Source organism: Paenibacillus sp. SAFN-117 (genome assembly GCF_051966115.1).
In the GTDB taxonomy this organism is placed as follows: Bacteria; Bacillota; Bacilli; order Paenibacillales; family NBRC-103111; genus Paenibacillus_L; species Paenibacillus_L residui.
The window spans coordinates 58,846-85,608 of sequence record NZ_JBQCLK010000019.1 but is presented as its reverse complement, the minus strand read 5'-3'; the positions used below and the strand labels follow the sequence as shown (position 1 = coordinate 85,608).

20 protein-coding genes are annotated in these 26,763 nt (G+C 48.6%); 4 read left to right on the top strand and 16 right to left on the bottom strand.

All coding sequences use genetic code 11. The features are described from left to right. Nucleotides 1-66 precede the first annotated feature (66 nt). The 5 genes from ACTHRH_RS14015 to ACTHRH_RS13995 form a co-directional block, all read right to left on the bottom strand. On the bottom strand, nt 67-1,719 hold the full coding sequence (locus tag ACTHRH_RS14015) for an extracellular solute-binding protein (RefSeq protein WP_440416095.1): 1,653 nt from the start codon (nt 1,717-1,719) through the stop codon (nt 67-69). Nucleotides 1,720-2,172: 453 nt separating this feature from the next. Beyond that, nucleotides 2,173-3,570, bottom strand: a complete 1,398-nt coding sequence (locus ACTHRH_RS14010; RefSeq protein ID WP_440416093.1) for an extracellular solute-binding protein — start codon at nt 3,568-3,570, stop codon at nt 2,173-2,175. 926 nt (nt 3,571-4,496) lie between these two features. Next, nucleotides 4,497-4,667 carry a hypothetical protein gene (locus ACTHRH_RS14005; protein ID WP_186328446.1) on the bottom strand — a complete coding sequence of 57 codons (171 nt, stop codon included), beginning with the start codon at nt 4,665-4,667 and terminating at the stop codon, nt 4,497-4,499. Beyond that, nucleotides 4,664-5,680, bottom strand: a complete 1,017-nt coding sequence (locus tag ACTHRH_RS14000) for a TIR domain-containing protein (RefSeq protein WP_440416090.1) — start codon at nt 5,678-5,680, stop codon at nt 4,664-4,666. Before ACTHRH_RS14000 ends, ACTHRH_RS14005 begins: the two co-directional genes overlap by 4 nt. A gap of 449 nt (nt 5,681-6,129) precedes the next feature. Next, entirely contained in the window at nt 6,130-7,638 is a 1,509-nt protein-coding gene (locus ACTHRH_RS13995; protein ID WP_440416088.1) for a LysM peptidoglycan-binding domain-containing protein, read from the bottom strand. Nucleotides 7,639-7,899: 261 nt separating this feature from the next. Between ACTHRH_RS13995 and ACTHRH_RS13990 the strand changes: the two genes are divergently transcribed. Next, nucleotides 7,900-8,913 carry an NAD(P)H-dependent amine dehydrogenase family protein gene (locus tag ACTHRH_RS13990; protein ID WP_440416086.1) on the top strand — a complete coding sequence of 338 codons (1,014 nt, stop codon included), beginning with the start codon at nt 7,900-7,902 and terminating at the stop codon, nt 8,911-8,913. Nucleotides 8,914-9,160: 247 nt separating this feature from the next. Here the strand turns inward: ACTHRH_RS13990 and ACTHRH_RS13985 are convergent, their stop codons facing one another. The 8 genes from ACTHRH_RS13985 to ACTHRH_RS13950 form a co-directional block, all read right to left on the bottom strand. Then, nucleotides 9,161-9,649 carry an NUDIX hydrolase gene (locus ACTHRH_RS13985; protein WP_440416084.1) on the bottom strand — a complete coding sequence of 163 codons (489 nt, stop codon included), beginning with the start codon at nt 9,647-9,649 and terminating at the stop codon, nt 9,161-9,163. A gap of 344 nt (nt 9,650-9,993) precedes the next feature. After that, a complete protein-coding gene (locus ACTHRH_RS13980) occupies nt 9,994-10,362 on the bottom strand; it encodes a YxeA family protein (protein ID WP_440416082.1) in 369 nt (122 codons plus the stop codon). Between the two features lie 328 nt (nt 10,363-10,690). Next, a complete protein-coding gene (locus ACTHRH_RS13975) occupies nt 10,691-10,996 on the bottom strand; it encodes a hypothetical protein (RefSeq protein ID WP_440416080.1) in 306 nt (101 codons plus the stop codon). A gap of 138 nt (nt 10,997-11,134) precedes the next feature. Next, nucleotides 11,135-13,036, bottom strand: coding sequence for a 3'-5' exonuclease (locus ACTHRH_RS13970; RefSeq protein ID WP_440416078.1), 1,902 nt, complete (start codon nt 13,034-13,036; stop codon nt 11,135-11,137). A 228-nt stretch (nt 13,037-13,264) separates the two neighbouring features. Then, nucleotides 13,265-15,697 carry a TOTE conflict system archaeo-eukaryotic primase domain-containing protein gene (locus ACTHRH_RS13965; RefSeq protein ID WP_379287830.1) on the bottom strand — a complete coding sequence of 811 codons (2,433 nt, stop codon included), beginning with the start codon at nt 15,695-15,697 and terminating at the stop codon, nt 13,265-13,267. Nucleotides 15,698-16,244: 547 nt separating this feature from the next. Continuing rightward, nucleotides 16,245-17,432 carry an SLC45 family MFS transporter gene (locus tag ACTHRH_RS13960; RefSeq protein ID WP_440416076.1) on the bottom strand — a complete coding sequence of 396 codons (1,188 nt, stop codon included), beginning with the start codon at nt 17,430-17,432 and terminating at the stop codon, nt 16,245-16,247. Nucleotides 17,433-17,436: 4 nt separating this feature from the next. Continuing rightward, a complete protein-coding gene (locus tag ACTHRH_RS13955) occupies nt 17,437-18,174 on the bottom strand; it encodes a glycerophosphodiester phosphodiesterase (protein WP_379287834.1) in 738 nt (245 codons plus the stop codon). 269 nt (nt 18,175-18,443) lie between these two features. After that, complete coding sequence (locus ACTHRH_RS13950) at nt 18,444-19,307, bottom strand: GNAT family N-acetyltransferase (protein ID WP_440416073.1); 864 nt, start codon at nt 19,305-19,307, stop codon at nt 18,444-18,446. Between the two features lie 259 nt (nt 19,308-19,566). On the opposite strand from ACTHRH_RS13950, the gene ACTHRH_RS13945 reads away from it, so the two are divergent. Continuing rightward, nucleotides 19,567-20,097, top strand: a complete 531-nt coding sequence (locus ACTHRH_RS13945) for a nitroreductase family protein (protein WP_440416071.1) — start codon at nt 19,567-19,569, stop codon at nt 20,095-20,097. A gap of 599 nt (nt 20,098-20,696) precedes the next feature. On the opposite strand, the gene htpG is transcribed toward ACTHRH_RS13945, so the two are convergent. Together htpG and ACTHRH_RS13935 are read right to left on the bottom strand one after the other, a co-directional pair. Next, complete coding sequence (gene htpG, locus ACTHRH_RS13940; protein ID WP_440416069.1) at nt 20,697-22,589, bottom strand: molecular chaperone HtpG; 1,893 nt, start codon at nt 22,587-22,589, stop codon at nt 20,697-20,699. A gap of 118 nt (nt 22,590-22,707) precedes the next feature. Beyond that, nucleotides 22,708-23,733 carry a PTS transporter subunit IIC gene (locus ACTHRH_RS13935; protein WP_440416067.1) on the bottom strand — a complete coding sequence of 342 codons (1,026 nt, stop codon included), beginning with the start codon at nt 23,731-23,733 and terminating at the stop codon, nt 22,708-22,710. 802 nt (nt 23,734-24,535) lie between these two features. Here ACTHRH_RS13935 and ACTHRH_RS13930 point away from each other — a divergent pair. Continuing rightward, complete coding sequence (locus ACTHRH_RS13930) at nt 24,536-24,916, top strand: ATP-binding protein (protein WP_440416065.1); 381 nt, start codon at nt 24,536-24,538, stop codon at nt 24,914-24,916. A gap of 19 nt (nt 24,917-24,935) precedes the next feature. Then, nucleotides 24,936-26,462: an ATP-binding protein gene (locus ACTHRH_RS13925; protein ID WP_440416063.1), complete on the top strand. Its 1,527-nt coding sequence runs from the start codon at nt 24,936-24,938 to the stop codon at nt 26,460-26,462. A gap of 117 nt (nt 26,463-26,579) precedes the next feature. Here ACTHRH_RS13925 and ACTHRH_RS13920 read toward each other — a convergent pair whose 3' ends face one another. Then, on the bottom strand, nt 26,580-26,735 hold the full coding sequence (locus ACTHRH_RS13920; protein ID WP_440416061.1) for a hypothetical protein: 156 nt from the start codon (nt 26,733-26,735) through the stop codon (nt 26,580-26,582). Between the last annotated feature and the right edge of the window lie 28 nt (nt 26,736-26,763).

The following is a 26,763-nucleotide window of genomic DNA, read 5'->3' as shown; positions in this document are numbered from 1 at the left end:
AGTACTTCTTAATGAAGGAGGAGGACCCCCCGGATTCGGGGAGCGCCTCTGTTGCCAACTCTCGTCTTATTTTCCTCTGAACCGGTCATAGGCCGACTGATACTGCTCCAGCACCTTCGTAATCCCCATTTTCTCCAGTTGGCTGATGACATTGTCGTAGCTGTCCACCGGAATCCGGCCCATAATGATCCCGTTGATCGTTTCGTTCACATAAGTATCAATGTCGGCCATCATCGGCACGATCACGTCATTCTCCTGCGGAGTGAATTGAACGGGCGGCAGCTTGGCGTCGAAATCGATATACTTTCCGTAGAGCTCAAGCGGATTTTCCGTCTGGCCGTTCGCTATACGGATCTGCTCGGCATAGCGGGGATCCGCTATCGTCGCCCACGTTCCTCCACCGATCGTATGATTCAGCAGCGCTTGGGTGTTGGTCAATCCGTCCTCCGGATGAGTGACCTCTTTCTTGTAAACGGGCTCCCCATTAACCAAATCGTAGGATTTCCCCTCTACTCCGAAGTTGTTGAGAAGAACGCCTTCCTCCGAGTATTGATAATCGAGCCATCGGATCACTTCCTCCGGATGCTTGGTCTGGGAGGAAACCGCCAGACCCACTCCGGCAGCAGGCCAACGGAAGGAGACGTGTCTTTGGTCCCCGCGAGGCCCCTTGGGAGGCAGTGCGGGAGCGATTTCAAAGGTCGGATGCTTGCCTTCCATCAGAGTGGTGAAGTTGCCCATATAGGAGCCGGACCATCCGAACCAGGCCCCTGCCAGATCGGTGGTGACTTTCTCGGTCAAGGTCTGGAAGGTGGTATCCACCAAATAGTTGGGATCGAGCAGCTTCTCGTTGTACAGCTTGTTAAGGAATTCGACGACTTCCTTAAAGCGGGGGTCATGCGGACCGTATTTCACCTTGCCGTCCTCGACGAAGAATCCGAATTCCACCCCGAAGGCCGGAGCGAAGGTCATCATGACATTGTTGAGATTGACGGTGACGAACGGAATTTCATCCTGCTTGCCATTTCCGTTAGGGTCCTGCTCGCGGAACGCCTTCAGCATTTCGTACCAATCATCGATCGTTTCCGGCATCTTCAGCCCCAGCTTATCGATCCAGTCCTTCCTTACCTGCGGGAACATCTGGGTCAAATTCTCCGAATCCAGAACGAGGTTGGGAAGATAGAAGATATGTCCGTCCGGAGAAGTGATCTGCCCGCGGATCTCCGGATTCTCGTCCAGAATTCTCTTAATATTGGGAGCATGCTTGTCGATCAGGTCCTCCAACGGAAGCAGGGCTCCCTTCTGACCGTACTTGCCGGCTTCCCTGTCCCATGCTTCATTGAAGATCATGTCGGGAAGCTGGCCGGAGGACATTAACAGGCTGAACGCTTCCGCACTGGCTTCGGTAGAGTGCTGGAACTGAATGTGAATGTTGGTGTTTTCCTCCATCTTCTGAAAGGACAGCTTCTCGTTAAAATCCTTCCCCCTGAAGTTGCCACCGCTTGGCGCCCACAAGGACAATTCCAGCTTCTTATCTGCTATCGGCAGTTTAAGTCCGCCTACATCCCTTTTTTCGCTCGCGTTTTCCTGGCTGTTCCCCTGATTAGGTGTCTCTTCTTTAACCGATTCAGCCTTGCCGCCCGAACATGCGGATAATATAAGTACGAATACTAACAGGACAGCAATACTTAGATGGCTCTTGCTCCTTCTTCCGGTGCTCATCTGTTGACCTCCCTTAATCCTTATGTGGATGGTAATTCACACAAACATCAGTAAACATTAGAAATACATTAGGTCTGTTTTAAAGCGCTTACCTGATTGGCAGTTCCTTCTCTTCCCCGACCAACGACATCGCTCCCCGCTCTAAGCGGCAGCAGGCTGGTTCCAGCCGTCTAGGAAGCGTATCAATCGTTCTCAAACCAGACACAACGTCTGGAGAAGAACACCTCCCCTACTCAAAAAGTCAGCAAGTTGTATACAGAAAGAGAAATATTGATTCCAATTTGATTCCCACAATCGTTATTTTTGGGCAATATTATCCCATATCTGATATACAACTGATTTACATTGATTATATTTTGATAAGTAAGCGTTGTCAACGAAAACATCCAAGTCCCCGGCGCAAAAAAAAGAAGCGATAGCGGTCTTCCTTCACCGCTATCGCTTCGTCATCTGTCAAATTAATTGCTTCGATTTCCTCATCCACTTACTCAATTCCCGATGCAGCTCTTCTTCATCAATCATATTGGACCAATAGGCGTTCAGGCTTTTCCGGAAGCTTTTCAACGCATGAATGGGCAGGCCCAGCTCCCGGTGATAGTAAAACGTCGGAAACATTTCCCGGTACATCAAGTAGCGGGAAGGACGGTTGATATCGTTGTCGACATTCATTTCGGCCATGCTTTTCCGTGCGGGAATGCTGACCGTTCTTTCCCTTATTAACCTCTGCGCTTCCGGAGAGATGAGGAAATCAACTAATTTCCGGGCGGCTTCCTTCTCCCGCGAATTCGCGGCAACGGCCGCTCCTATCGTAATGATGAGCGTCTTCTGGGGGTCCCGGTGCTTCAGGGTCGGCAGAGGCGCCAAATCATAGTCCAGCGGCAAATGCTTGATTTCGTTCAGGTTAAAGTAAGTGGTCAGAATCATCGAGACCTGCTCCTGCTCAAACAAAGGGATGGTCGCATCCTCGTAATCTCCGGCCAAATATTTAGGAAAAATCGTATGATTGTTGACCAGCTTGCTGTAAATTCTGAGGCTGTTCGCTGTTTGGGCAGCCAACTCCCCGTCCTTGACCTCTTCCGCGCAGTCCAGCCCGCTTTGAAGCAGGAAGACGGAATAGCGGTTTTCCGAGGCGGGGACGAAATAAATCGCATGCCTCCCCCGCTTCTCGGACAGCTTAACGGCGGCATCGATCAGATCCTCCCACGTCCAGTAGCTGTCAGGCTCAGGCAGGCCCGCTTCCCGGAAGTGCGCCCGGTTATAACAGAGCACCACGGGCGAGAAGGAGATCGGGTAGGCCAGCAGCTGGTCTTGATGGATAAAGGCTTCATTGGCGATCGGATAAAGGGACGTGTCCTTCTCCAGCGGCTCGAGCAATGAATCGAACCCGCTCTCCACCATTTCCTGAAACTGCAGACTGTTGAAGGAAACCACATCGAGGAGCCCGTTATCCATCAGCTCGCCTGCCGATTGAACGTGATCGAACCGGTTCAAGGTGATGGGCCGAACATGAATACCGGGATTCAACCGGTGGAATTCCACAAGCAGCTCGTCCAGCATGAAGTCGCTGGTCAATGAGGAGTTGCAGCCGAAATTAATTCTGATCCTCTCGCGCGCCGTTTCCATCACCATACTGCCTACCCGGTCGATTTTGACAATCAGGCCCTCTTCCACAAGCTGCTCCAACCCTCTGCGGACCGATTTATTGCTTAATTGGAACTGCTTGGCCAACGCGCTCTCGGAAGGCAAATAGGTTCCAGGCTGACGAATGCCGCTCAATATGTCCGTCCGCAGCTTGCCCACCATACGGTCCAACCGTTCCTGGAACGATTGGCGTCCTGATTTACTATTCATGTATGAAAACTCCCAACGGTTAATAGTTTTACATCAGATACCCTTATTTTCTACAAACGAAGATAACCTGTCAACTGATGGGGAGCGGTGGCGTATAGAAGGAGCTTGCCCCCCTTAACCAGAAGCCGATCGCTTTCCCCCAGGGAGCGGTGGCGTATAGAAGGGGCTTGCCCCCCTTAACCAGAAGCCGATCACTTTCCCCCAGAGAGCGGTGGCGAATAGAAGGAGCTTGCCTCCCTTAACCAGAAGCCGATCACTCTTCCCCAGGGAGCGGTGAGACGATTCCGCCCGTAACCGACATTGATCTTCACGCCGCCCGCAGCACCACCCGTTGATGCAAATTATGGCTGATTAATGGGAGCGATATTTTCCATTTTCGCATGAGGGGAGTTGAGGGGAGCCATCGGGCTGGATCTAACTGGATTTTATACAGGTAGAATAAAGTGAATGGTAGAAAAGGATTAAACTAAGTGGAAAATATACAGTTAGAATCGAGAATTTTAGCCAATTTGCCACTTTTTATAGAAAATAGATGGAGGTTTTCCAGTTAGTTTTCGAATTTCACCCTAAAAGAGTAAAACTAACTGGATGAAATCCATTTAGACACCTACGCCGATTCCCCTGGCACTCCGACCTGTCAGATAAAGTGCACGTCCCGAAAAAGGTTACTAGAAAAATCGCTGCCTCCGCCGGAAAAATTAAAAAAGCTCCAAACGGAGCCCTGGAAAAAACCCCACAAGTGACGTATGACCTTCGAAGCTTATTCCGGGTACTTTGCGGGAAGCCCCTCTCGAAGATGAGTAACCCGGTATTAGCGGAAGCTTTTTATGCCAATAAGTTTGTTCTGCATCACACCTACACTGTACAGAACTTAAAGCTTTCCTATGTAGTAAAACACCGCATCCTCGCGGATGCGGCTTGATATCTTACTTGTATATAGGTTTTCCGTATTCCGCTTTCTTCTCAAATAGGACGGTATACATCTCATCGTGTCCGTCTAAGGAAGGTGCAAGGACAATCTTGGTTCCCTCGTCATGCTTGAGCGTGGAAGGCTTAAGTGCAGATTTCCTGAATGCCTGCCTTGGTTTATGGCTCATGTTGATTCCCCTCCTAATAAATCATGGATTGAATCCAACAAAGGTTTATTGAGATAGCAGATTTCTTCAAAATGCCGGGGTGTAACCTGAGTGGTTCCTCTAAGATGAATAGTAAAGACGTATCTCTTAGCTAAAGGATAACATAAGATGTATTCCTTCACAACAGATTTGCGGTTGCGCTGGCTGAACGTGACATTTCCATTCGTATGAACGTCCACAACGTGGATAATTTCATCCCCGGGCTTCTTGTCTTTGTTGGTATTAAGGGAATATTCCAGCCCGATCCGGCCTACCCCGTCGCTTCCGACCTGCCGGATGACGTCCTCGAACGCTTTGAACAGGGCGGCTCCGCTCACGGTATAAGGGCTGGACAAGAAGGAAAGCCGGAGGGCTCTGCACATTTTATTATATAACGCCGTATCCAAGGCTGCCTTATCATTCAATTCTTCAAAAAAACCGATGATTTTCAATAATCGGTCCCTCTCCTCCTCGGATTCCCGAAGAAGCACTAACGGATCAGGCTCTTTGCAGCCGAGCCGTTCGATGATTCCGCCGATTTTCCCGCAGGCTACGCCGACGGCGGCATTCCAATTCTGTGAATGAAAGGGATAAGTGAGAGTGGTCATGCCGAATAAATCGGAAGGCGTTCGGAAGCCTTCAATCCGTGATTCATCACCGTCCTCCTGCTCGGGAATATCTTTAGGGACGAGGAAGAAGACGCGTTCTCTGCCCAGCTTGCTCCAGAACAACCCCATTTCAAAGACCGTGTTATCCCTCGTAGTATAATACAGCTTGCCGCGGAAGTTGGTGACATCGTCGGGATGAAAAACAAACACGGCAAAATCACTCTCTTGCATTTGCTGCTCCAAATCCTGCATCGTATAGCGATTCACTTGAAAGACTCCCCGGTGCCACGGAGTGACAACCGCGAAATGCTCCAGCTCCTCCTGGACGGCATTAACGATAGGAATCGCTTCCTTGGATGATCCTATAAATACGGCCGGTTTGCTCATACGCTCCCCCAGATAAGGTATGATCTACTTTCCACATTATAACATAAAAAGATTGGACAGGACCTTAGAATGAGGGGGAAGCGGCAAAGGCCTGCAAAAGTGCAGGTCTTTACCAAGGTTTGGGTTATTTTGGGCCAAAGACGAGCGAAGTGCAGGTCTTTACCAAGGTTTGGGCTATTTTGGACCAAACACGAGCGAATGTGCAGGTAAATTTGGCCGTTTGGCAGATTTTCCGTATTTGGCGGGAAATGACATGCATTTTTGCGCGTCTTCTGCGAGTTTTACCGGATTTCCGTCAAAAGACATGTACTTCCTCTGCATGTCTTTTAACAATACGCGCCTCTCCCGGCCCTCGTTACGGCTTGGCAAGATGCGGTCTTCTCCAATTTAAGGGGCGACAACCCCTACTTCATTGTGGAAACCGACAGGAGCAAGTTAACCGGCGAACCTTACGGTACGAAGGCCAAGGTGGAAGAAAGCCCGGCGATATGCCCCCTATCCGCCCACAAGATAAAATACGGATAGACAGTCCCTCCGATAACAACCGGTCGCGGGTACCTGGCAATTAGCGCGCTCTGTCCTTTCATCTCCGCAGGCTGGTCTTTGGAGGGAAGGATGAAGCAGGCTTCCTGTCCGCTCACCCGCGCTTTAATGATTCGAGGCTGGGAGCCATAGGGCCTTAAAGGATGAAAGGCTTCCCCGCGGCACACCTGACCCAGATCAGCCTCCGCGGAAATGGCCGACACTTGAAAGAACCCGTCCGGCCCCTCATATCTTTCATCGCTTACCCTATGCCAATGCGAAGGATACAGCAGTCTGATCTTATAGACCGGACTGAAATAAGTGATTTTCTCCGGGCGTTCGACGTCAGCAGACGGCGACCACTGCAGGGCGGTGATCCTGATTCCGTCCAGCCATCGGATAGGCTCGGGGTGCCGAAGGTCGACCACCCACATTTCGTCAGCGAATTCCTGCTCCGTACAACCGGACAAATAAGCGATCTTCCGTCCATTCGGCGACCAGGAGACCGGTGTGGCAAAACAATCGGAGACCGCCCTTACCCGATCATTGTCTCCCCGGCGTCCTACGGTTCGGATCTGCGAGTAATACCCGCGCCCTTCTTCGAATGCGGTGGCGCTGTATGCAATATGCATAGAATCGGGGGACCATTCCGGGAAGTAGTTTTTGGCGAGCGGCCCCCCTTTCACTTCATACACTCGACCGGTCGCTAATTCCACAGTATGAATAATCGAAATACTTACGCCGGGAGTGGTATACAGAGCAAAAGCCCCATCCGGCGAAAGCCGGACATTGTGAAGAGGGCCTTCCGTATTCCGCGTTATCTGCTGCTGACCCGTTCCGTCCGTGCGTATTTGGTATAACTGGCTGATGCCGGAAGCATCCGGAGCCTGAAACAATAGCCAGACGCCGTCAGGGAACCATTGGACGTCCGTTGCCCCGGGCCGCTGAATGCTGTGCGCTTCATGTGTAGCAACGTCATAGATAAGAATGCGGTCCCGCTTAGTGTAGGCCAGCTTCCGGCCGTCTGGCGACCAATCCAATACGCCCCCCTCTCCTTCATCCAACTGATCGATGCCGGCAAGTGAGCCGGTTGTGACTCCAACCACATAGACGACTCCATTCTTGCCCGCGAACGCTATTCTACGGCTGTCCGGCGACCATACCGGAGTGGAGAAGGAAGCCCCCAATCCGTTCGTTAACGGCCTGTTCGCCCCGGTACGGGGATTAAACAACCATAGATCGTCATGCCCGCCGCGACTGGAGAAATAGGCGATCAGCCCTTCGGCTCCAGAAGGAATGGAGAGCCGCTGGCCGACGTAAATCGTGTATGGCGAGCTTAGCAGGTTTGCCGATATAAGAGACTCCACCGGAATCTCCCACCGCTTGGCAATCTTATATAAGGTATCTCCCGAACGAACCCTGTATGATAACTGCATGGATCACATCTCCCGATGGTTTATTTGCCCATATACTATTCGTTCGGTTCGTGTCGGGTTCGAATATTCGGCTCTGTCATATGCAAGTTATATTAACCTATCATTTTTTCATATCGATGGCCGAAGAATAACCGGAAATGATATAATGGGAAAAAATGGGATAAAAATCCTCGTAGCATTAGATTGTGGATACTAAACCATGCGATGAGCCGTTTGCAAACATTGCTGCCGAACGTGCTCTTGGGAAAGGGGAATTAGCGAATGCCGTCTGAACCTATTCAAGTCCTGCCCTACGGCCTGGGACCGATCGGAATCAAGATCGTCGAGAATTGCCTGCTGACTCAATCCGTCCGCCTGATTTCCGCGGTCGATATCGATCCTGTCAAAATCGGGCGGGATGTCGGAGAATTAGCCGGAAGAGAGCATGCCGGCATACCGGTTGTGGCCACGGTAGAAGATGCCGGGACTCCTCTGATTCGCGGCCGGAGGATCGCCCTTCATGCAACCGGTTCGAATCTGGTTAGCGTGTGGCCGCAAATTAAGCAGCTGTTGGACCACGGGTATTCGGTAGTTTCAACCTGTGAGGAATTGTCCTATCCCTGGCATCGTTATCCTGAACTGTCGCGGGAAATCGACCAATACGCCCGCGATCGCCGGCAAATCGTCATTGGGACCGGAGTTAATCCCGGCTTTGTCATGGATTCCCTGGCCCTGTTCATCACTTCAGTCACCCGAGACATTTCCGCAATCCATGTATCCCGCCGGGTGGATGTGGCCAAGCGCCGAATTCCGCTGCAGAAGAAGGTGGGGGCCGGTATGACCCCGGAACAGTTCAAGCAGCTGGCGGAACAAAACCGCATCGGGCATGTCGGTCTGGAAGAATCGCTGAGGCTGATTGCTTACGGATTGAATCTCGGCTTGTCCGATGTGACTAATACTATCGAGCCGGTCATTGCCGAGGAAGACATCGAACTGGCTGCGGGGCCCGTCAAGAAAAATGAGGTGATCGGCCTCCATCAAATATCCCGCGGACTGGCCGCGGGTCATATTCCGATCGAGCTGGATCTGATTATGTGTGCAGGCGCCAAGCAGGAAGACCGGATTACTCTGGAAACTACAGATATGGGCAAGCTGGATATCGTCGTTCCCGGCGGCATCTTTGGCGATACCGCGACGGCCAACATCGTCGTCAGTACCGCAAGAACGATTCATTCGTTCGCGGGAAGCGGGCTGCTGACCATGGCGGATATCCCGATAACGAGGAATGTACGGTAATCTTCTCTTCGCCAAGAAATTTGTGCGTGAAGCCAATGTGAATATTTGGAACTATGAACTGCTATTTTCCTAAGGCTGTGTTGAACTCTTTAATGTTGATTTTCTACCCAAGGATAAACGGTTATCGCTGTCCTTTGGACAGGCGCGTTTACCGATGAAATGTAGAACAGGTATATAAGGTGAAACTTGTACTTTCTTTTTTAAAAAAAGAACCGCCCCATAAGGGCGGTTTGTTCAGTTATCGTTTCTACTTCGATATATATGTTTGGTGTTTTATTATGAATTCCGGGTGCGTTACATACTCCATATAATTTACCGCTCCATTAAAATCCAAATAAGCCTGATAGCGAGTACGAATAGCTGGATGTGTAATGAAATCAAGAACTTTATCTTTCGCCACCCAGCGGCTATCGGTTGTTTCTTCAGAAACGGTCAACTCTCCGCCAACAGGTTTACATACGAAATCAAAAATAACTTGTGTAGGAACTTCAGTCACGCCATCATACCATTTAAAAGTCCCGGTATTCGAATAAACACCAATTAAGTAGCTAACAATGGCGTCAATTCCGCTTTCCTCTTTAATTTCGCGAACCAAAGCATCCATCAGATTTTCTCCAACTTCCACTTGTCCACCAGGGCCAACCCAGCCACCGTCACGAGTTTTTACTAAAAGGATATTTCCTTTCCCATCTTCCACAAATCCACCTGCAGATACGATATGCGTTGGAAATGGCATATATTACGACCCTCCTTATGCGTCAATTTTGTATATTTATTCCACAGCCTTCTCGCACTTTCCTGCCCGATAGGCTCAAAGTAACACAATCGTCGAAGTCTCACGTTAGCATCCTTCACAGAAAACAAGCACGAAGACACCAACATGTTTTCTTATTAACGCACGTTGTGGTTGCTTTACCGATAGTGAAAAACTTGTAAACACAAAAACAGAGCCACCTCAAATCACAGCCTACACGCGGTCAAATATAATCCGAGGAGTTTTTGTCGCCCAATCTAACGGTAACACGGATCCGCTGCGCCATATTTGTAAGCTCATCCTCTCCCCTACATCGCTGCTGCCGATCAGATCGATGAGCTTGTTATTTCTTGAAACTTCTGCTGCACCGCCCCGGGCAGCTCCTCGAAGGCAACCTCTTCCCAGTAAGTGACACCACGAATCCATGTGTAATATAGCCTGATATAAGCTCCTTCTCTCAATGGCTTTCCAGCCGAAAACTCAATGTTCTTTCCCTTACCTTTCTCATTGTAGGCAGTAAGCTCATAATCGTACCGTTCATTCTCATCTTGAACGCCGGGACTGGTTATCCTCGTGTAATAGACGGTTTTTCCCGCTGGATGGTCAGGTGTCAGCTTCTCAGGACTGAAGAAGAACATCCACAAGCCTGCCAAAATTACGATGATGAGCCCCAGCACCAGCCATATTTTTCTCATCAATCATTCCTCCTAAGCTCAAACAGGATGAGACAATATCTTTGTCCAACAATCGCTTTTCTTGGCTCAGCACGCTAATGCCAATGGTTTGCATCCCTGTTTCAAATGTAATGAACCCACCTTTCTCCAGTCTAAAGAGGACCTTACATCAACCTTAAATTAAAAATCACCGTATCCAAACAGAAAAACGATTTGGAAAACAATAAAGCCGATTATTCCCAAGCTAAGGAATGATCGGCTCTTACTTTTATTGATTGACTTCATTTACGAGAAGAGAAACTTTTTTAAATAGCCCTTCTTTCGGAGCTAACGGAACTATGCAGCGCGGCTACAACCCTCCTTCCAGCATCCTTGTCAAATAAACTTCGGGCTGAACCAACAACTCGCCAAAGGTGCACAGGTCCACATATTTCCTATGCTCTTCATCGTAGCAGCCGATGCATCGGGCCTTCGGATTCCAGACAATCGCGATATGGGAGTAGTTGTCGATTTTCGCAGACAGGCGCAGCAGCTTCCGCCGTCCGATTTGCATCTCCACGGTATCGGTTAAGGTGAAGAACTGTACGAATGCGATGTCGTAATCATTGTCCGGCAATTCGAGACGCAGCTTGTCTCCCGTCAGGAAGTCTTTCACTTCTTGGGACAACTTATAGGGTCGCAGAGCAAAACAATCGCTATATCAGGCAGCGTTTCGAAGAGGCCTACATCTTTCAGCTTAATCATGCAGTTCCTCCTATCGCTTTGGGTTTCGGTCCTCGAAGCGCATCATATTTTACCCAGATTGTGTCTTCGACGACGCTTGCTGATTCCGCTGTTGAACCACCTTATCCAAATATTGAGTGAATTTGGATTCGCCGCTGTAAGTCAGAAATAACCATTCCAAAGCCCGGGTCATGCCGATATAAAATAAGGAGACCTCTCTTTCTTCCTCTTCTTCGAGCGGAAAGGGCATGCTCTCCACATTGACGATAAAAACGGCTCGAAAATCAAGCCCTTTAGCACTATCGATAGTGGAAATCTTGATCGTATTTTCCTCACGGACAAAATTCCGCTTGGTCTCCGGATTCTCAGTAATCCACGTATATGGCAAATCATGCTTGGCCAAGCTTTGTTTAATTTCATCAATATATGAAGTATGGTGGCTGTTCTTGACACGATACAGGATAGCTATCTCGTGATACGACATCTTCTTTTCCCTATGGAGGAACTTTATCGATTTGGATACGAAATTCATTTCCTCCTGTATATTTCTAAATTCCTTGATAATCGGGTCAGGACCTTTTCTCTTCGTAGATTGTGGGGGGATGATCTCTACACCCTCTATAGTTCCTTCCCGTACTTTATTCTTTAATAGGGAATATTCCTGGTAAAACTCCCAAGCAAACTGAACAATTTGCGCCGTATTCCGGTAATTGATAGACAGAATTTTAGAACGTCCCCGGAAATCCAGACCAATATCCTGGGCTAAACTCGTCCTTCTCTTGAAAATGGACTGGGCACGATCTTCTACCAAGAGCAGCGATTGCGTGTCCGGATTCAAACAACAGCTTAACAGCTTGAGCCAATCGGGTTCAAAATCCTGTCCTTCATCGATCAGAATGGCATCATAGGTCGGCAGGATCGCTTCTTTCCTATCCACTTTATCCAGCAAAGCGGGGATCTCGCTGTCCTTCAACTGCAGGCTGTTCCTCAACCATTCATGAAAATTATACACTTCTACCTTGGCATGTTTGTCCGCCGAAGAACCGTTTATTAAATCCAGCAGATCATCCGGCTCTTCCATCATTCGCGCGATCATCTGTTTCAAATGCCGGGATAATGGAATTCCGTAGCTTAACACAAGAATTTTCCAGTTTGGATAAGTTTTGGCCAGAATTTTAGCCCGGCTAGCCAGGACAAGAGTCTTGCCGCTTCCGGCGACCCCACGGATGAGCCTATGCTTATCACCAAGCTGTTTCGCCATATTTTCCTGATGGAGGTCCATGGTTTTAATGTTATGCAGCGACAGAAGAAGCTGATCCTGATGAGTCACAGGCGGCTTAAATTCCGCACTAATTCGCACCTCAGGGAAAAGGTGAAAGCGGATGGCTTGAATATCTTCGTTAGTTAAAATATATTTTTTCCGATTCCAGACCGTAAACATATTATGTATCTTGTCGCACAAGGTTTCAGGCGAGAAGGCTTCATCATCGGGATCAATTTCATCTCTGCATAATACAAACTGAGGCTCTATTACTTGATATAGATCGTATTTGATAAAATCCTCCTGCTTAAGTCTGGTAAAAACCGTCCCAAAACCATAGGGAAACTTTAAATAGGAACCGTTATCTTGAACGAGGTTTTGGTCCTTTTTCAGATGGTTTGTTATTAATCGGGCATTATCCCTCGCTTGTTTCAGTGGACTTTTGGCAGTCACCAATTCCCCGGCTTTATTTCGCAAAATCCATTCATCCTGATTGATTTGATAAATCGTACCCTTGGTGTAGTCTTTAACCTCCAAAATGACCAGCCCCAAATCAGGGCCTATAATCACGAAATCCGGTCGTCTCCCCCGAATCTCGGGTTCATAGTAAACGATATAATCACTAGGCAAATGAGCCTTTAGAGTTTCGAATAAAATACGTTCCCCGGAGGTCGCTCCCCTTGGAATGATTTCTGGTACCATGTAAGCCATATCCGTCTCTCCTAGTATTTTTTACCTAGAACCTATTATAGTACTATTGTACTGGAAAAGAGTATACAAATATTTATAAAAATTGCTGCAAAAACAGATTTATGGTTATAGGTTAACGCTGTTTCTCCCGCATTCTATTTCAGAACAAAAAAGAGACCGGGGCTTCATGCCCCAGTCGTTGGATTCTAATGGCGGTTATGAAAGTCTAATACCAAGGGGACTTACGATCTATAACTCCGCCCCTTTATAACCCATCGTACGATATCCTTTAACCCGTTTCTTGTACATGGCCATTAATACAGGAACCTGCATATCGACATAATCATAAATTTGTACTTCGCTCTTGTTGATGTGAGAACGGTGCAATCTGCCTGCATACTGTTCCAGCTTGCCTTTCCATGAGATGGGGTGAACAAGAAACAGTGTATCTAACCTGGCATCATCAAAGCCTTCGCCGATTAGTTTGCCTGTCGCAATAAAGAGACGTTCTTCATGGTCAGGAATACTGTCGATTTGCTTTCGAATATGTTCCCGCTGTTTCTTTCCCATTCCGCCCCGAAGAACGATCACATTTTTAGCAAATTTCATAAGCCGCTTCTCAAAGTACTCCACATGTGCCGTCCGTTCAACAAGTAACAAAGGGGAGCGTCCTTGATCCAAACAATGCAGTAAATCGTTAAAAATCATCGTGTTTCGCTCCTCATCTTCCACAAGCCGCTGAAAAACTTCTTGAATTCCCAGCTTCTCCGAATGGAGTGGCAACCGGAAGGAGGTGTAACGAGGATTGACGGTTAAAGAAAAGCTTCTTGAAGCGGCCTGCATCTTGGTATCTATTCGCATTCGTACAGGCCCCAATTGCATCATTACGATCGCTTCATGGCCATCCTGCCTCTTCGGAGTAGCAGTTAATCCAAATACGTATTTCGCTTTGGCTTTGACCAACACTTGTTCGAAACTGAAAGCAGAGATATGGTGGCATTCATCTACGATTATTTGACCGTAATCGCTAATATAATCCTTTACTACCCCTTTTCGGTTTAAGCTCTGGATAATGGCTATATCCACAATTCCCGTGCGCTTATCCCTGCCGCCTCCAACAACTCCGATGGATTCTTTCGGTAAATCAAGAAAGGTTTGCAATCTCTGTTTCCACTGATCCATCAGTTCCCGACGATGTACCAAGATCAAGGTGTTTACTTTGCGCTTTGCTATAATATTGGCGGCTACAACAGTTTTTCCAAAAGCTGTTCCTGCCGATAGAATCCCAGTATCATGCACCATAATGGACCTTGCAGCGGCATCCTGCAGCGTTGACAGCGTCCCGCAAAACTCCGTTTTTATTAAGGTGCCTCCAAACCTTTCATCCTTAATCTGAGTAAAGACATGATTTTGTTTAAAGAATTCTATAATCTGCTGCAAGCATCCTCTGGGTAACGCTAAATAATTTGGAAGATCCTCAGCACAACAAATAACCCTAGGTTTTCCGAAAGTGGATAGTCGCATCGCTTGTGCTTTATAAAAATCAGGGTTTGCAAAAGAAGCCAGCCTCATTAATCGATTGATCACATTCGGAGAAAGATCCTTTTTGCATATATATACTCGATTAGAAAGAACCAATTCCACCATTTCAGGCATTGACTCATGGAAATGAAAGTTTGCAGGCTTGGCTTCCAACTCCTGCAACCGTGCTTCCTCGTCTGAGTCCACCATGTCTATTTGAAAGAGGTCACCCTCCAAATCGTTCATTCGTAAAAATTTCAATACATCTTTCTCATTCATTTTCTCTAATTCCGCAAGAAATTGCCATTGGTCCTTATAGGGTTGAAAGGCTTCGTCCACAAAAACACTGTTTCCACTTTTCCGTGGTCCTCCTTGGAGCGGAAGGGCAATCAGATTGCCGAATCCTCCTTTCGGAAGCGTATCCTGGTTTGGAAACAATCGATCATAAGAATCTAGTCCCAGTTGATATCTGTAATTCATTGTAAGAGTCAATAGAGCGGTGCCAAGTTTTCTTGCCAAACTTGCAGGAATCGGCTCTTGGAAAAAGATCCAAATATGTCCGCCATTTCCGGAACGTGAACGCTCCAAAGCAGCAGGTATCTGCCTTTCTTTACAGACACGCATTACAGCTGCTGCATCTTCTTGCCAATTATTTTTATCAAAGTCAATGGCCAAAAACCAGCAAGTTTCATCCGGAAGCATAGGGTAGAGCCCTATGGTTCTGTCAGCCCTAGCATCCAGATGATTGGATATTACAGAATCAGTAATGGGCAAGAAATCCTGATGAGGACAAACCGAGCACTTCACTTTTGGCTTTTGGCAAACCGTGGTCCATTCATTACTGCACGCGGGTGAATAACCCGATTTCCCCTGTTTATTCTGCCAGCGTATGGGATAAACATCTTCACGGCCGCGAAAATAACTCCGGAATAACTCTATTTTATCTTCCGCTGGGGAGAACCGATGAACACCCTTTGGCTCTAATTGCTCATAAGAATAATTCATTTGATCAGTCTGGTTTATGTGTACGGTCTGGCTTATATCTTCAGATATCTTCTTCGGTATCATTGCTTTTAATTGACATCTAAGCTCTTCATTTTCCCGTTTAAGCTGTTCGATTTCTAGCCGCGCGAGTCGAAGCTGTTCGTGCAAGTTGTCCAATGCGACTCCCCATCCTTGCAATTCATATAGTAGGTAATTTCATTGTAACGGGAATTTTGAGTAATTGCCAAAGCAGCTGACCACTTATACATTTATTGGAAAAGGGAGGTTTGTTTAAATATGGTCAACCTTTAACTAAAGCTGGGAATACAACACTACTCCACTGCTGCTGGTTCCCAAAGTCATTTCAAAACTTACATGCCGATACTTTTTAGATCGTTCTTTGGCTTTCAGGTTTCCGCTGCCGTTCTCGTTTGCTATGTAAAAAAACTGCGAAAGTGCATCTTTTTGCAGGGAGTCGCTCGCCATTGGCTGAGAACCTGCGAAAGTGCATCTTTTTCTACGGTTCGAGTGATGGAGGGCGGTTATTGGCAAAAATTGCTGCATTTTTGCAGGCTTTGCTTCTTATCCTGCAAATTCTCTTCATAGTTGATGTATTATCGCAGGAATTTGGCTATTACCTGCCGCCTAGCGAGGGACCCGTCCGAAGCCGGGCCCCGTCGGCTTGAATAAATACGAGCCTATGAGTTCATATGGCGAAATGTCGCTAAACAGCCTCGGTCTTGGAAACCGAGGAGCTTCCGTTATGCTTGACGAGCAGCAGGCACAGCAGGGCCAGCAGCATGCTTCCGGAGGCGCATAAGAAGAGAGAGCCGTAACCGAAATGGTCGATGGCGAGACCCAGCAGCGGCGGAGAAGAAATGGCGGCCAGCGACGAGACGAGGTAGTACAAGCCCGTCCGGGTGCCGATGCTTCGTCCGCTGCCGGTGGCTACGACGAACGGATACGAGTTGATATTGATGCAGGCCCAGCAAATCCCGCCGAGCGCCAGCATGACCCGCAGCATAACCAGCGTTTCGATCAGCGGAATGGCGGCGAACACCAGAAATAAGCCGATCACGCCGATGAGGATCATCGTTTTTTTGCCGAACCGGTTGCCCAGCCAGCCGCTTGGAATCGCAAACAGGACGAAGAACAAGGAAAAGAACGTTAACGAGAACGCAGACGCACTCTCTTCCAGCCCCATGTGATGCTTTCCATACAGTGTAAACAGCGCCTCTACCCCCTGATAGGAAACGAACCAGAAGAAAATCGCCGCCAGCAGCAGAACCGTTGTGCGGTCCAATTCCCCGAGCAGCTTGACCCGCTCCGTATCCGCAGCCGCCCATGTAATGGAATCCCGCTTCTCCTTAATAAAACGGTACAAGATCAATAACGACAGCAAAGTAATGGCGGCGGCCGCCACGAAAGGAAACGACGGGTTGGCTTTATACAGCATCGATCCTCCGCCAAAAGCGATAATCGCCCCGACCCCGCCCATGAAATTAATGATTCCATTAGCCTTGGTCCGCTGCGCTTCCGGTGTAATATCCGGCATCAGCGCAATGGTCGGAGAACGGTACAGGCTCATTGCCAGATTCATCAGCACCATGAACAGCACCAATGTAATGAAATTGGTATGAAGCGGAATGAGGATCATAAACAAAGCAGCAAGCGGCATTCCGATCAGCAGATAAGGCATCCGCCGGCCGAATCGGGAGACCGTCTTGTCGCTGCGGTTGCCGATCCATGGCTGCAGGAACAAGGCACAATAATTATCGAGCGTCATCATGAAGCCGATCAAGGCCGTGCTTTGCAGGAACGGATCGAGGAAGAACGGGACGAAAGCATTATACAGCGACCAGGTAATGCTAATGCTGAAAAATCCGAAGCCCAGCAGCCAAGTCTTTTTCATACCCTTAATCCTCCATTGTCTTCAGCAGTTCTGCCAGACGGTCAGGGTAGTCCGTTATGATGCCGGCTACCCCGGCCTGAATCAGCCTGCGCATTTCGGCCGGCTCATTGACCGTAAACGGATGATACGCCATTCCCCGTGCAGCCGCCTGGGAAACCCACTCCGGGATAACCGCATAATGATACGCATGAAGCGCAGACGCACCGAATCGCGCCGCATACTCCCACGGCTCGTATAAGCCTTCCATATAGAGAATGCCGGTCCGGATCTCCGGGGCCAGCCGCTTGCAGTGCGCCAAGGAATAATGGTTAAAGCTCGAGAGGATCACCCGGTCGCTCATTCCAAACCTCCGGGTCGCTTCTATAACGGCCTCCTCTATACCGGGATACTGCACGACCCCGTTCTTCAGCTCGAGATTCACCTGGAGGGAACGGGATTTAACCAGCTCGAACAAATCCTCCAGAGTCGGAACGCGCTCCCCCTTGAATGCCGGACTAAACCAGGAGCCCGCATCCAGCTCCCACAGCTCATCCCCTGTCACATCCTTCACCAGTTTGGGCAAGCCCGTCGTCCGCTGCAGCGATTCATCATGAATCAGAACCAATCGGCCATCCGCCGTCATTTGTACATCGGTTTCGATCGCCGTCGCACCGAGTTCGATACACCGTTCGAAAGCCGCCATAGTGTTCTCCGGACAGTAACCGGATGCTCCCCTGTGGGCAATGTTTAAAACCGCTTTCAATTCACAAGCCTCCATTTCGCCAATACCATTTTCATCCATTATACAACAGATCAAATCGGGAACCAGCCGTAATTTTGTAAAAAAAGCTCCTAACGTAGCCTTGGCGAAGACGAATAACCCGGTATTAGTGGTAGCTTTTTATGCCAATAGGAATCTTTGGTTACATCGTATTATCATGAGGAGGGTGAGCTTCCTCTATCTATACTGCGACCTATTTGAGCTATCCCGATTCGATGCCCCTCTTGGCGGCAATTTAAGTGAAGCCCGATTCAAGCTTGAGAAGTAAGGGGATGCTTGCAATTTTCCGGCCAGCGGTTATTTCCGTTTGCCTTTACGAACAATACCTCATCTCCATTAAACAAGCGGCTTGTTATCCCCATTCCTTGGTCGTCGGGAGTGTAATGGAACACGATTTCTTGAGTGTCTTCATCCGAAATTTGTGCAAGGATGGCTTCCAGATTGATTTCTCTTCTTCCGATCAAGTCGTAAAGATCGATTTGGCCTTCCCTCCTCTGAAGGATAGCCATAATTTCCTCCTGTTCCAAATAATAAATATCGTTATTAAAAATATTTCGGCAATAAAACATTAATATACCATGGGCACGTTCCGTTCCAAACCGCCGGGAAACCGGAATTCTCTCCGAGGTAAAATGAGTAAGTAAACGAACATGTTCGCTATTATTCATATCCAGCTTGCGGATGCCGTTCCCCTTCTTTGGCCCTGCGGAATAATCCAAAGTAAACTGGTGCTCCTCTACGGGCTCAAAACCAAACCTGGGGTAAAAATCCAAAACGTTCCGATTAGCAAATAAATAGATGTAATCGCATTTGTCCCCGTATTCATCCAAAACCCGGTTCATTAAACGGGCAGAAAGCCCCCGCTTCCGATAATCCGGATGGGTCATTACCGTTCCGATTTGCAGTGCGCTTCTTCGCTCGCCTTGGATAATCAGATCGAGCAGATTGATCGATACATTCGCCGCGACGGCCTCTCCATCCACATAAGAAAAAGGAATGTACCGGTTATCCCACTCATTCAGATTTATGCCGAAAATTTGATTGGCAAGCATCGTCAGGCTCTTTCCATAGGGTTCATCCGCCTTGTAGCCTTGGACAAATTTTAAATTATTCATAAATTGATACCCCTTCTTTTATTCAGTTGATCAAAGGTCCCCTATGGACTATATTTCTTGACGCTGGTTGAAGATACCTTCTTGCGTTAAAAAGGTGTCGTTCTATTAGGGTTTTCCGCCATTTTGTTTCTTTTGACATCTTTGCAGAGCGGCAGTAAACTAAAAGGAAATCCGCATCATTCCATAAATATCTATAGGATAACTCGTCATTAAACTCCGAGATTGCCTTAATAAATTTATGTTAGGGAGGAAGTAATGTATGGATGTACTGCAAGCAATCCAGCTTCGCCGGGAAATCACCCGATTCAAACCGGATCCCATTCCCAGCGAGGTGCTGGAGCAGTTGACACAGGCGATGTATTATTCCCCCACCGGCAAAAATTTGCCTTCTCGCGAATTCATTTTGGTGACTGATCCCGCTATGCTTGCCCAGCTAACGCCAGCCACTCCTTACATGAAGTGGCTGGAGCAATCGGCGGCCGCTTATGTTATTCTCGGCCATCCAGGGGAGAGCAAGTATTGGCTGCAGGACGCCACGCTCGCCGGAGGCTATCTGTGGCTTGCCGCCGTTTCCCTCGGATTGGGGGCGGCATGGGGAGCGATCTACCATTCGGAGGACAGCGACGAATCTTCCCGGCGGGAGAACTTCATTCGCGAGAAGCTGGCCATCCCTCCGGAGCTGCGTGTCGTCGCCATTATCGGCCTGGGGTACCCTGCCGTTCAGCCGCCGGCCAAAGAGATGTATCCGTTGGAGCGCGTTTTTCACAAGGGAATCTATAAGGAGAATTAGATAAGAGAAAAGCGGACTGGAGAAACGATAGGGTTGTGCTTCACCCGGTCCAGCTCTCTGTTAGGTGGGGAGGCGGTCCTCCTCACTGCCATGCAGCGCCCCCGGCACACGCCGAAGAAGGTGTCGCCAAGAAAGCAGGAAGCTTTACTGTTGCATATGTAAGCCGACTTGGCTGGCCCGAGACTGTTGCTGTCGTGGAAGTTCAGGACCGGGCCTCCCCTTACAACTCTCGCTCGCTGCAACTCAACGGACCATCACGACATTTACACGGCTGCCCGGATGATTTTCGTACAAAAGCGAGATCATCGTGACATTTACTCAGCCGTTTGTACGATTTTTCATACAAACGCACTCGTTCGCTCCGCCCCTACAAAAAAAGCAGACTCACGCCTAATCGCGTAAGCCTGCCTATCCTTCACCTATTGAAGGAACTTATTGATGATCTCCGGCTTCGTTTCTTCAGCCAGCGAATACACTTCTCCGTCCATTCTTCCGAGGGGTTTTGAACCCCTTTTGCCATCCTAAGGGCTCCAAGGTTCATGGAATCCTGTAAGTCCATGCTTCCCCGCCCCGCGTTGCTGCAGCTATGCCGCTGCCTTTTACTTGGCAGAAGAGACCATGATCTTGCAGATATCATTGGTGAACTGTACAGGGTCCTCTACCGTCAGCCCCTCGATCAACAGAGCTTGATTGTACAGCAGATGGGTGTACAGGTCCAATTTTTCCTTATCGTTGGCAAAGGCATCCTTTAAAGACTGGAACACTTCGTGATTTTTATTGATTTCGAGAATTTTCTCTGCCTGCACATTGGGATTGTTCGGCATCGATTTTAAAATTTTCTCCATCTCAATCGTCACTTCGCCGTCCGTGGAGAGACATACCGGGTGCGATCTCAACCGCTTGGATACTCTAACCTTCTTGACCTTGCCCGCTAGCAGCTTCTCCATATGCTCGAACAGCTCTTTGTCCGCTTCGTCCAGAGAATCCTCTTGCTCCTTGTTATCCTCGGTCTCGATTCCCAAATCACCGCTGGACACCGACCGGAATTCCTTCTCCTTGTAGCTCATGAGCATCTTGACGGCAAACTCGTCGATATCCTCGGTGAAATACAGGATTTCATATCCTTTCTCGGCGACGAGCTCGGTTTGCGGCAGCTTCTCGATCCTTTCGACCGATTCTCCGGAAGCGTAGTAAATATACTTCTGGTCTTCCGGCATGGCGGATACATATTCGTCGAGAGTGACCAGCTTCTTCTCTTTGGAAGAATAGAACATCAGCAGGTCCTGCAGCTCCTCCTTGTGGCTTCCGTACTCGCTGTATACTCCGTACTTTAATTGTCTGCCGAATTGTTTATAGAACTGCTCGTATTTCTCTCTTTCTTCCTTGAGCATGCTTTGCAGCTGATTCTTAATCTTGTTCTTGATATTCTTGGCAATCAGCTTAAGCTGCCGGTCATGCTGAAGCATCTCCCGCGAGATGTTAAGGGATAGATCCTCCGAATCGACCATCCCCTTGACGAAGCTGAAGTAGTCCGGCAGCAGGTCCGGGCATTTGTTCATAATCAGCACGCCGCTGGAATACAGCTCCAGTCCCTTTTCATACTCGGCGGAATAAAAGTCGTAAGGAATGTTCTCGGGAATGAACAGAATCGCATTATAGCTGATGGTGCCCTCCACGCTAAGATGGATATGCTTGAGCGGCTTGTCGAAGCCGTAGCGCTTCTCGGTGTAAAAATTGGCGTAGTCCTCCGGAGTCAGCTCGCTCTTGTTCTTCTTCCAGATCGGAACCATGCTGTTGATCGTCTGCTCTTCCTGATATTCCTCGTACTCGTTCTCGCTGCCCTCTTTAAGCCGGGAGCCGGTTACATCCATGCGGATGGGGTAACGGATGAAGTCGGAATATTTTTTGATAATCGCCCGTAAGCGGTATTCTTCCAAATATTCGTCGTACTGATCATCCTCGGTGTTCTCTTTGATCTTCAGAATAATGTCCGTTCCGACCGTTTCCTTCTCACAAGGTTCAATGGTGTAGCCGTCCGCGCCCTTGGATTCCCACTTATAGGCTTCATCGCAGCCCAGGGCCTTACTGATCACGGTGACGGAGTCCGCTACCATGAAAGCCGAATAGAAGCCGACACCGAACTGCCCGATAATTTCGTGCCCGTCCTTCACTTCGTTCTCTTTCTTGAAGGCGAGGGAACCGCTCTTCGCAATGACGCCAAGGTTGTTCTCCAGCTCTTCCTTCGTCATCCCGATTCCGGTATCGGAAATCGTCAGTGTCCGATTCGCCTTGTCCGGCTTCACCTTTATGTAATAGTTGTCTTTATCGAACACCATTTGCTCATCGGTCAACGCTTTGTAATAAATCTTATCTATGGCATCGCTGGCGTTGGAGATCAATTCCCGCAAAAAGATTTCTCTATGAGTGTAAATAGAGTTGATCATCATTTCCAACAGTCTCTTCGACTCGGCTTTAAATTGCTTTTTGGCCATGGTTCTCTCTCCTTTCATGCTCTTGTACTATGGTCAACCGTTTTTAGCACTCTCATGAATAGAGTGCCAATCACTTGTTTTATAGCATTTCTTCCGTATAAAGTCAATATGGAACAGATTATCCGGACGGACGGTCCCCGGTATAAATCCGCATCTGCCCAGGCTGAATCCAGCCGCGGCTCCGCATCCATTCCGACACGATCAAGCTGATGACCGCCGGGCCGATAAAATGAAGCACGGCTATCTGAATGAAGACCGCCGGGGAGAAGCCCATCGTCGTAAAGGTCATGATCTGGCCGACCAAACCGCTGGTGCCCATGCCCGCCCCTGCGGCATTGTTCGACATGGGCCAGAGTGTGGCTCCGATCGGGGCCAGAATCATTCCCGCCACCGTCGGCGGAATCAGAATAAGCGGAAAGCGAACGATGTTCGGCACCTGCAGCATAGAGGTGCCAAGCCCTTGCGCGAGCAGGCCTCCCACCTTATTCTCCCGGTAGCTGCTGACGGCGAAGCCGATCATCTGCGCACTGCAGCCGATGGTCGCCGCCCCTGCGGCCAACCCGCTTAGATCCAGCATGAACGCAATGGCGGCACTGGAAATAGGCGCGGTCAGCGCAAGCCCCATTAAGGTCGCCACCAGAATGCTCATAAGGATGGGCTTCTGCTCGGTCCCCCATACAATCCAGCTCCCGAACGCGGTCATCGCGCCCGAAATTGCAGGCCCGACAAATTTGGCCGCGAGGAACCCGGTGATGATCGTTACGAAAGGCGTAACGATAATGTCGACCTTCGTCTCCTTGCTGACCAGCTTGCCGAGCTCGACCGATACTAACGCCGCCACGTAGCTTCCGGCGGGTCCGCCGAACTCCGCTCCCGCGGCCCCCGTTGCCACAGCCGCAAAGATCACCAGCGGCGGCGCCCCCAGACCGTAAGCTATCGCCGCTCCAATGGCCGGCCCCATCAAATTCATGGCGAGCTGACCCATCTCCGAGAAGAGCGGCCAGCCCAACTGCTCGCCGATCGTACGCAGAATCAGCCCTATGATTAAAGACGAAAAAAGCCCCAGCGCCATATAGCTAAGCGCATCAATGATATAGGCTTTTGCGGTAAGCTGAATTCCTTTCCGTTTCAAAAAGCTGCTCATTTCGCTTCCTCCAGACGTAACGGATAAATTGCCACCTTTCCTTTTCCACAACCTGGCTGCAAAACCCTTCTTTCGCTATTGAAACAATAGGAAGGCTGTTCAGGCTGTTGAAAAAGCGTTTTTAGGACAAATGCATGAAAAAAAGCATGTAATATTAGGTTTTCGTACCACTTTCTTTGCAGAAAAACGGGGGTTCTCGACAACCTTTTGTTCAGATTCTTTTTTTGATTCAGATTAACTTTCGCAAAGGGTGCGAATCGCTAGATTTACGGCTATCTTAGTTGTCGTTTTCGCGCGAGAGAAGTTGATCTAACTGTATTTTATGCAGGTAGATTGGGGCCTTTTGTAGAAAACGACTAAACCAAATGGAAAAACTGCATTTAGAATGGATGACTTTGGGCGATATCCCCCATTTTGCACAAACTAGCTGGAGGAAATCCAGTTAGTTTTTCGCTTCCCGCACCAAGAGGGCAAACTAACTGGAGGAAATCCAGTTAGACGCGCCATTCCGTTTGAACGGCACCTGCAGAAAATGAAAATAGACGGATTTTCCAGTTAGACCCCCATGCCTCTGGCCGCGGCACCATCAGATGGTGAAAATGGATGGATTTTCAAGGTAGTTTTTCGCTTCCCGCACCAAGGGGGGCAAACTAACTGGAGGAAATCCAGCCACGAGGCTTCCAATAATGGAGCTAGAACTTGACTTTTGGCATCAACATAGAGAGATAGCTTCATAGAAATGCAATGTCGCAGAAGGTTTTCTACATCTTCTTGGCGAATTGTTCCTATAGGTGACAGGAAAATGATGACACAAATAGTGCAGTCCGAAGAAGATATTTGGGACGCAGTCTACAAAATAAAATACTTGTTAAAAGGCCTGCCTTTTTCAGAAAAAGATACGCAGTGCGTCATCGTCAGCCTGCTCGAAATTGCGCACAATGTGTTGGACCATGGAGGAGGTATGGGGACCGTTATTGGCAAGAGAGTAGACGGAGGAATTTGTTTCATTGTATCCGATCAGGGGCCTGGAATCCCTTGTGTAGACACCATCCTGAAGGGACAATATACGTCTCATTCAGGATTGGGCTTAGGATTAAACGGAGCAAAACGATTAATGGATGAACTGAAGATTGAAACATCTACGAAAGGAACGAGAATCATTGCCATTAAACGATATGTCTGATAAACGGGATGAACACAACTTGCGACTGGCTTCTGTAGGACAAATTGCCGCTGGTATTGCTCATGAGGTCCGAAATCCACTGACTGCGGTTAAAGGCTTCTTGCAATTGCTGCAAGAGCAAGCGCCGCATAACTATATCGATATTGCTCAGCAGGAATTGGATAATGCGATCTCCACTTTGCAAAATCTCCTTAATGTATCCAAGCCGGACGCGGAAGATGAACCGGTGACCCGATTCAGCTTATGTGCGGAATTGGAATCCCTGTTAAGCTTATTTCAAGACCAAATATACCGTGTAACGATCGAAAAGTCATTTGAACAGCCGGAGGTTGAAATTTCAGGCAGGAAGAACCAGCTTAAGCGGGCTTTTTTTAACATTCTGAAAAACTCCTTCGAAGCCATCCCGGGGAAAGGAACGATTCGAATCAGTCATTCCTGCGACAACAATATGGTTTATGTCTCGATCTCCGACTCCGGAGTAGGCATTCCGCGGGAAAAGCTTATGCTGCTTGGAACGCCCTTCTTTACGACCAAATCGGAGGGAACCGGGATGGGGCTGACCTATGTCTATTCAACAGTTTATCAGCATGGCGGCTCGATCAGAGTAGAAAGTGAGGAAGGGCAAGGAACGACATTTCTGTTGGAATTTCCTCTGAATGTTCCGGTTGATAAAGGAGTGGTAGTCATGGACCTGCAATACGAACAAGGGATTCAGCTCAAGGATTTTCTCAACATCAACAAGGATGAATTCGAGCAGCGGCTGTTGAACGAAGCCGTTAACATTAGAGATATCATCCAGGAGATCAAGACGATAGGAAATATCGATCTGTTGAGCAATGCGCAGAAATTGGTCCATCTGATGATTGACCATAAAGATTTGGAAATCGTCAACTTCGCTCAACAGGAAGGCCAGCTTTGGGCTCGGCATTCCTCCCTCAACTTGGCGGTCAAGCTGGAATGGTTCCAGGCTATCCGGAGAGTATTGTGGGATTTCATTTATAATTACGAGCGTCTTAGCAAGCAGCAAATTACGCGGGAGCAATTTTTCGCACTGGAAAGACAAATCAATACGACGCTGGATATTTTCCTCCGCCACTTCTTTATGAGCTATACCCGGTTCAAAGATGAATTAATTCAATCGCACAAAGAATTGATAGATGACTTGTCTGTGCCGATCATCCCTCTTTCCGCATCGGTTTCCATTCTTCCTCTGTTGGGAACGGTCGATACACACCGGGCTAAAGTGATTCAGGAGAAGGCACTGCACCAAATCGGGGCCTCCAAAATCAGGACCTTGTTAATCGACATGTCGGGTGTCGCTTTCCTGGATACGATGGTGGTCAAGCATTTATTCAAAATAATGGACGGCGTCAGTTACATGGGCTGCAAAGCGATTGTCACCGGGATCCGCCCGGAAATCGCCAGTACGATTGTCGATCTGGGCATCTCCTTCAGCGATAAAGTGGAGACGAAAGGAACGCTGCAGCAGGCCTTGGAGGAATTGGGGCTGCAAATCCTGGATTCCGAGACAAGAGGTATATCTTAGCTCCAGGCAGCTCCGGCTTGCAGCGAATCGAATGATCGCATACATAAGAACCCCTTCAGCCAATCCGCCTGGAGGGGTTCTGTCATTCACACCGCACACAGACGGCAAGGATGCTTGTTACGGGGAACGCTGCAGCAGAGCTTCCGTTTCTTCAACCAGTCGGCGGAGCATTAACACGCTTTCCCTGATTCGCTCTTTGTCGGAAGATATCAGGCTGACGGCCCGGTCTATTCGGCTGCACATAAACAAAAAAATACAGACCGATCCGAGCATTTGCTAAATCCCTGAACCAACATTCTTC

Excerpts from the sequence above, each read along its gene's own strand:
- ACTHRH_RS14015 (WP_440416095.1), bottom strand. The coding sequence starts at position 1,719 with ATGAGCACCGGAAGAAGGAGCAAGAGCCATCTAAGTATTGCTGTCCTG.
- ACTHRH_RS14010 (WP_440416093.1), bottom strand. The coding sequence starts at position 3,570 with ATGAATAGTAAATCAGGACGCCAATCGTTCCAGGAACGGTTGGACCGT.
- ACTHRH_RS14005 (WP_186328446.1), bottom strand. The coding sequence starts at position 4,667 with ATGAGCCATAAACCAAGGCAGGCATTCAGGAAATCTGCACTTAAGCCT.
- ACTHRH_RS14000 (WP_440416090.1), bottom strand. The coding sequence starts at position 5,680 with ATGAGCAAACCGGCCGTATTTATAGGATCATCCAAGGAAGCGATTCCT.
- ACTHRH_RS13995 (WP_440416088.1), bottom strand. The coding sequence starts at position 7,638 with ATGCAGTTATCATACAGGGTTCGTTCGGGAGATACCTTATATAAGATT.
- ACTHRH_RS13990 (WP_440416086.1), top strand. The coding sequence starts at position 7,900 with ATGCCGTCTGAACCTATTCAAGTCCTGCCCTACGGCCTGGGACCGATC.
- ACTHRH_RS13985 (WP_440416084.1), bottom strand. The coding sequence starts at position 9,649 with ATGCCATTTCCAACGCATATCGTATCTGCAGGTGGATTTGTGGAAGAT.
- ACTHRH_RS13980 (WP_440416082.1), bottom strand. The coding sequence starts at position 10,362 with ATGAGAAAAATATGGCTGGTGCTGGGGCTCATCATCGTAATTTTGGCA.
- ACTHRH_RS13970 (WP_440416078.1), bottom strand. The coding sequence starts at position 13,036 with ATGGCTTACATGGTACCAGAAATCATTCCAAGGGGAGCGACCTCCGGG.
- ACTHRH_RS13960 (WP_440416076.1), bottom strand. The coding sequence starts at position 17,432 with ATGAAAAAGACTTGGCTGCTGGGCTTCGGATTTTTCAGCATTAGCATT.
- ACTHRH_RS13950 (WP_440416073.1), bottom strand. The coding sequence starts at position 19,307 with ATGAATAATTTAAAATTTGTCCAAGGCTACAAGGCGGATGAACCCTAT.
- ACTHRH_RS13945 (WP_440416071.1), top strand. The coding sequence starts at position 19,567 with ATGGATGTACTGCAAGCAATCCAGCTTCGCCGGGAAATCACCCGATTC.
- htpG (WP_440416069.1), bottom strand. The coding sequence starts at position 22,589 with ATGGCCAAAAAGCAATTTAAAGCCGAGTCGAAGAGACTGTTGGAAATG.
- ACTHRH_RS13935 (WP_440416067.1), bottom strand. The coding sequence starts at position 23,733 with ATGAGCAGCTTTTTGAAACGGAAAGGAATTCAGCTTACCGCAAAAGCC.
- ACTHRH_RS13930 (WP_440416065.1), top strand. The coding sequence starts at position 24,536 with ATGATGACACAAATAGTGCAGTCCGAAGAAGATATTTGGGACGCAGTC.
- ACTHRH_RS13920 (WP_440416061.1), bottom strand. The coding sequence starts at position 26,735 with ATGCTCGGATCGGTCTGTATTTTTTTGTTTATGTGCAGCCGAATAGAC.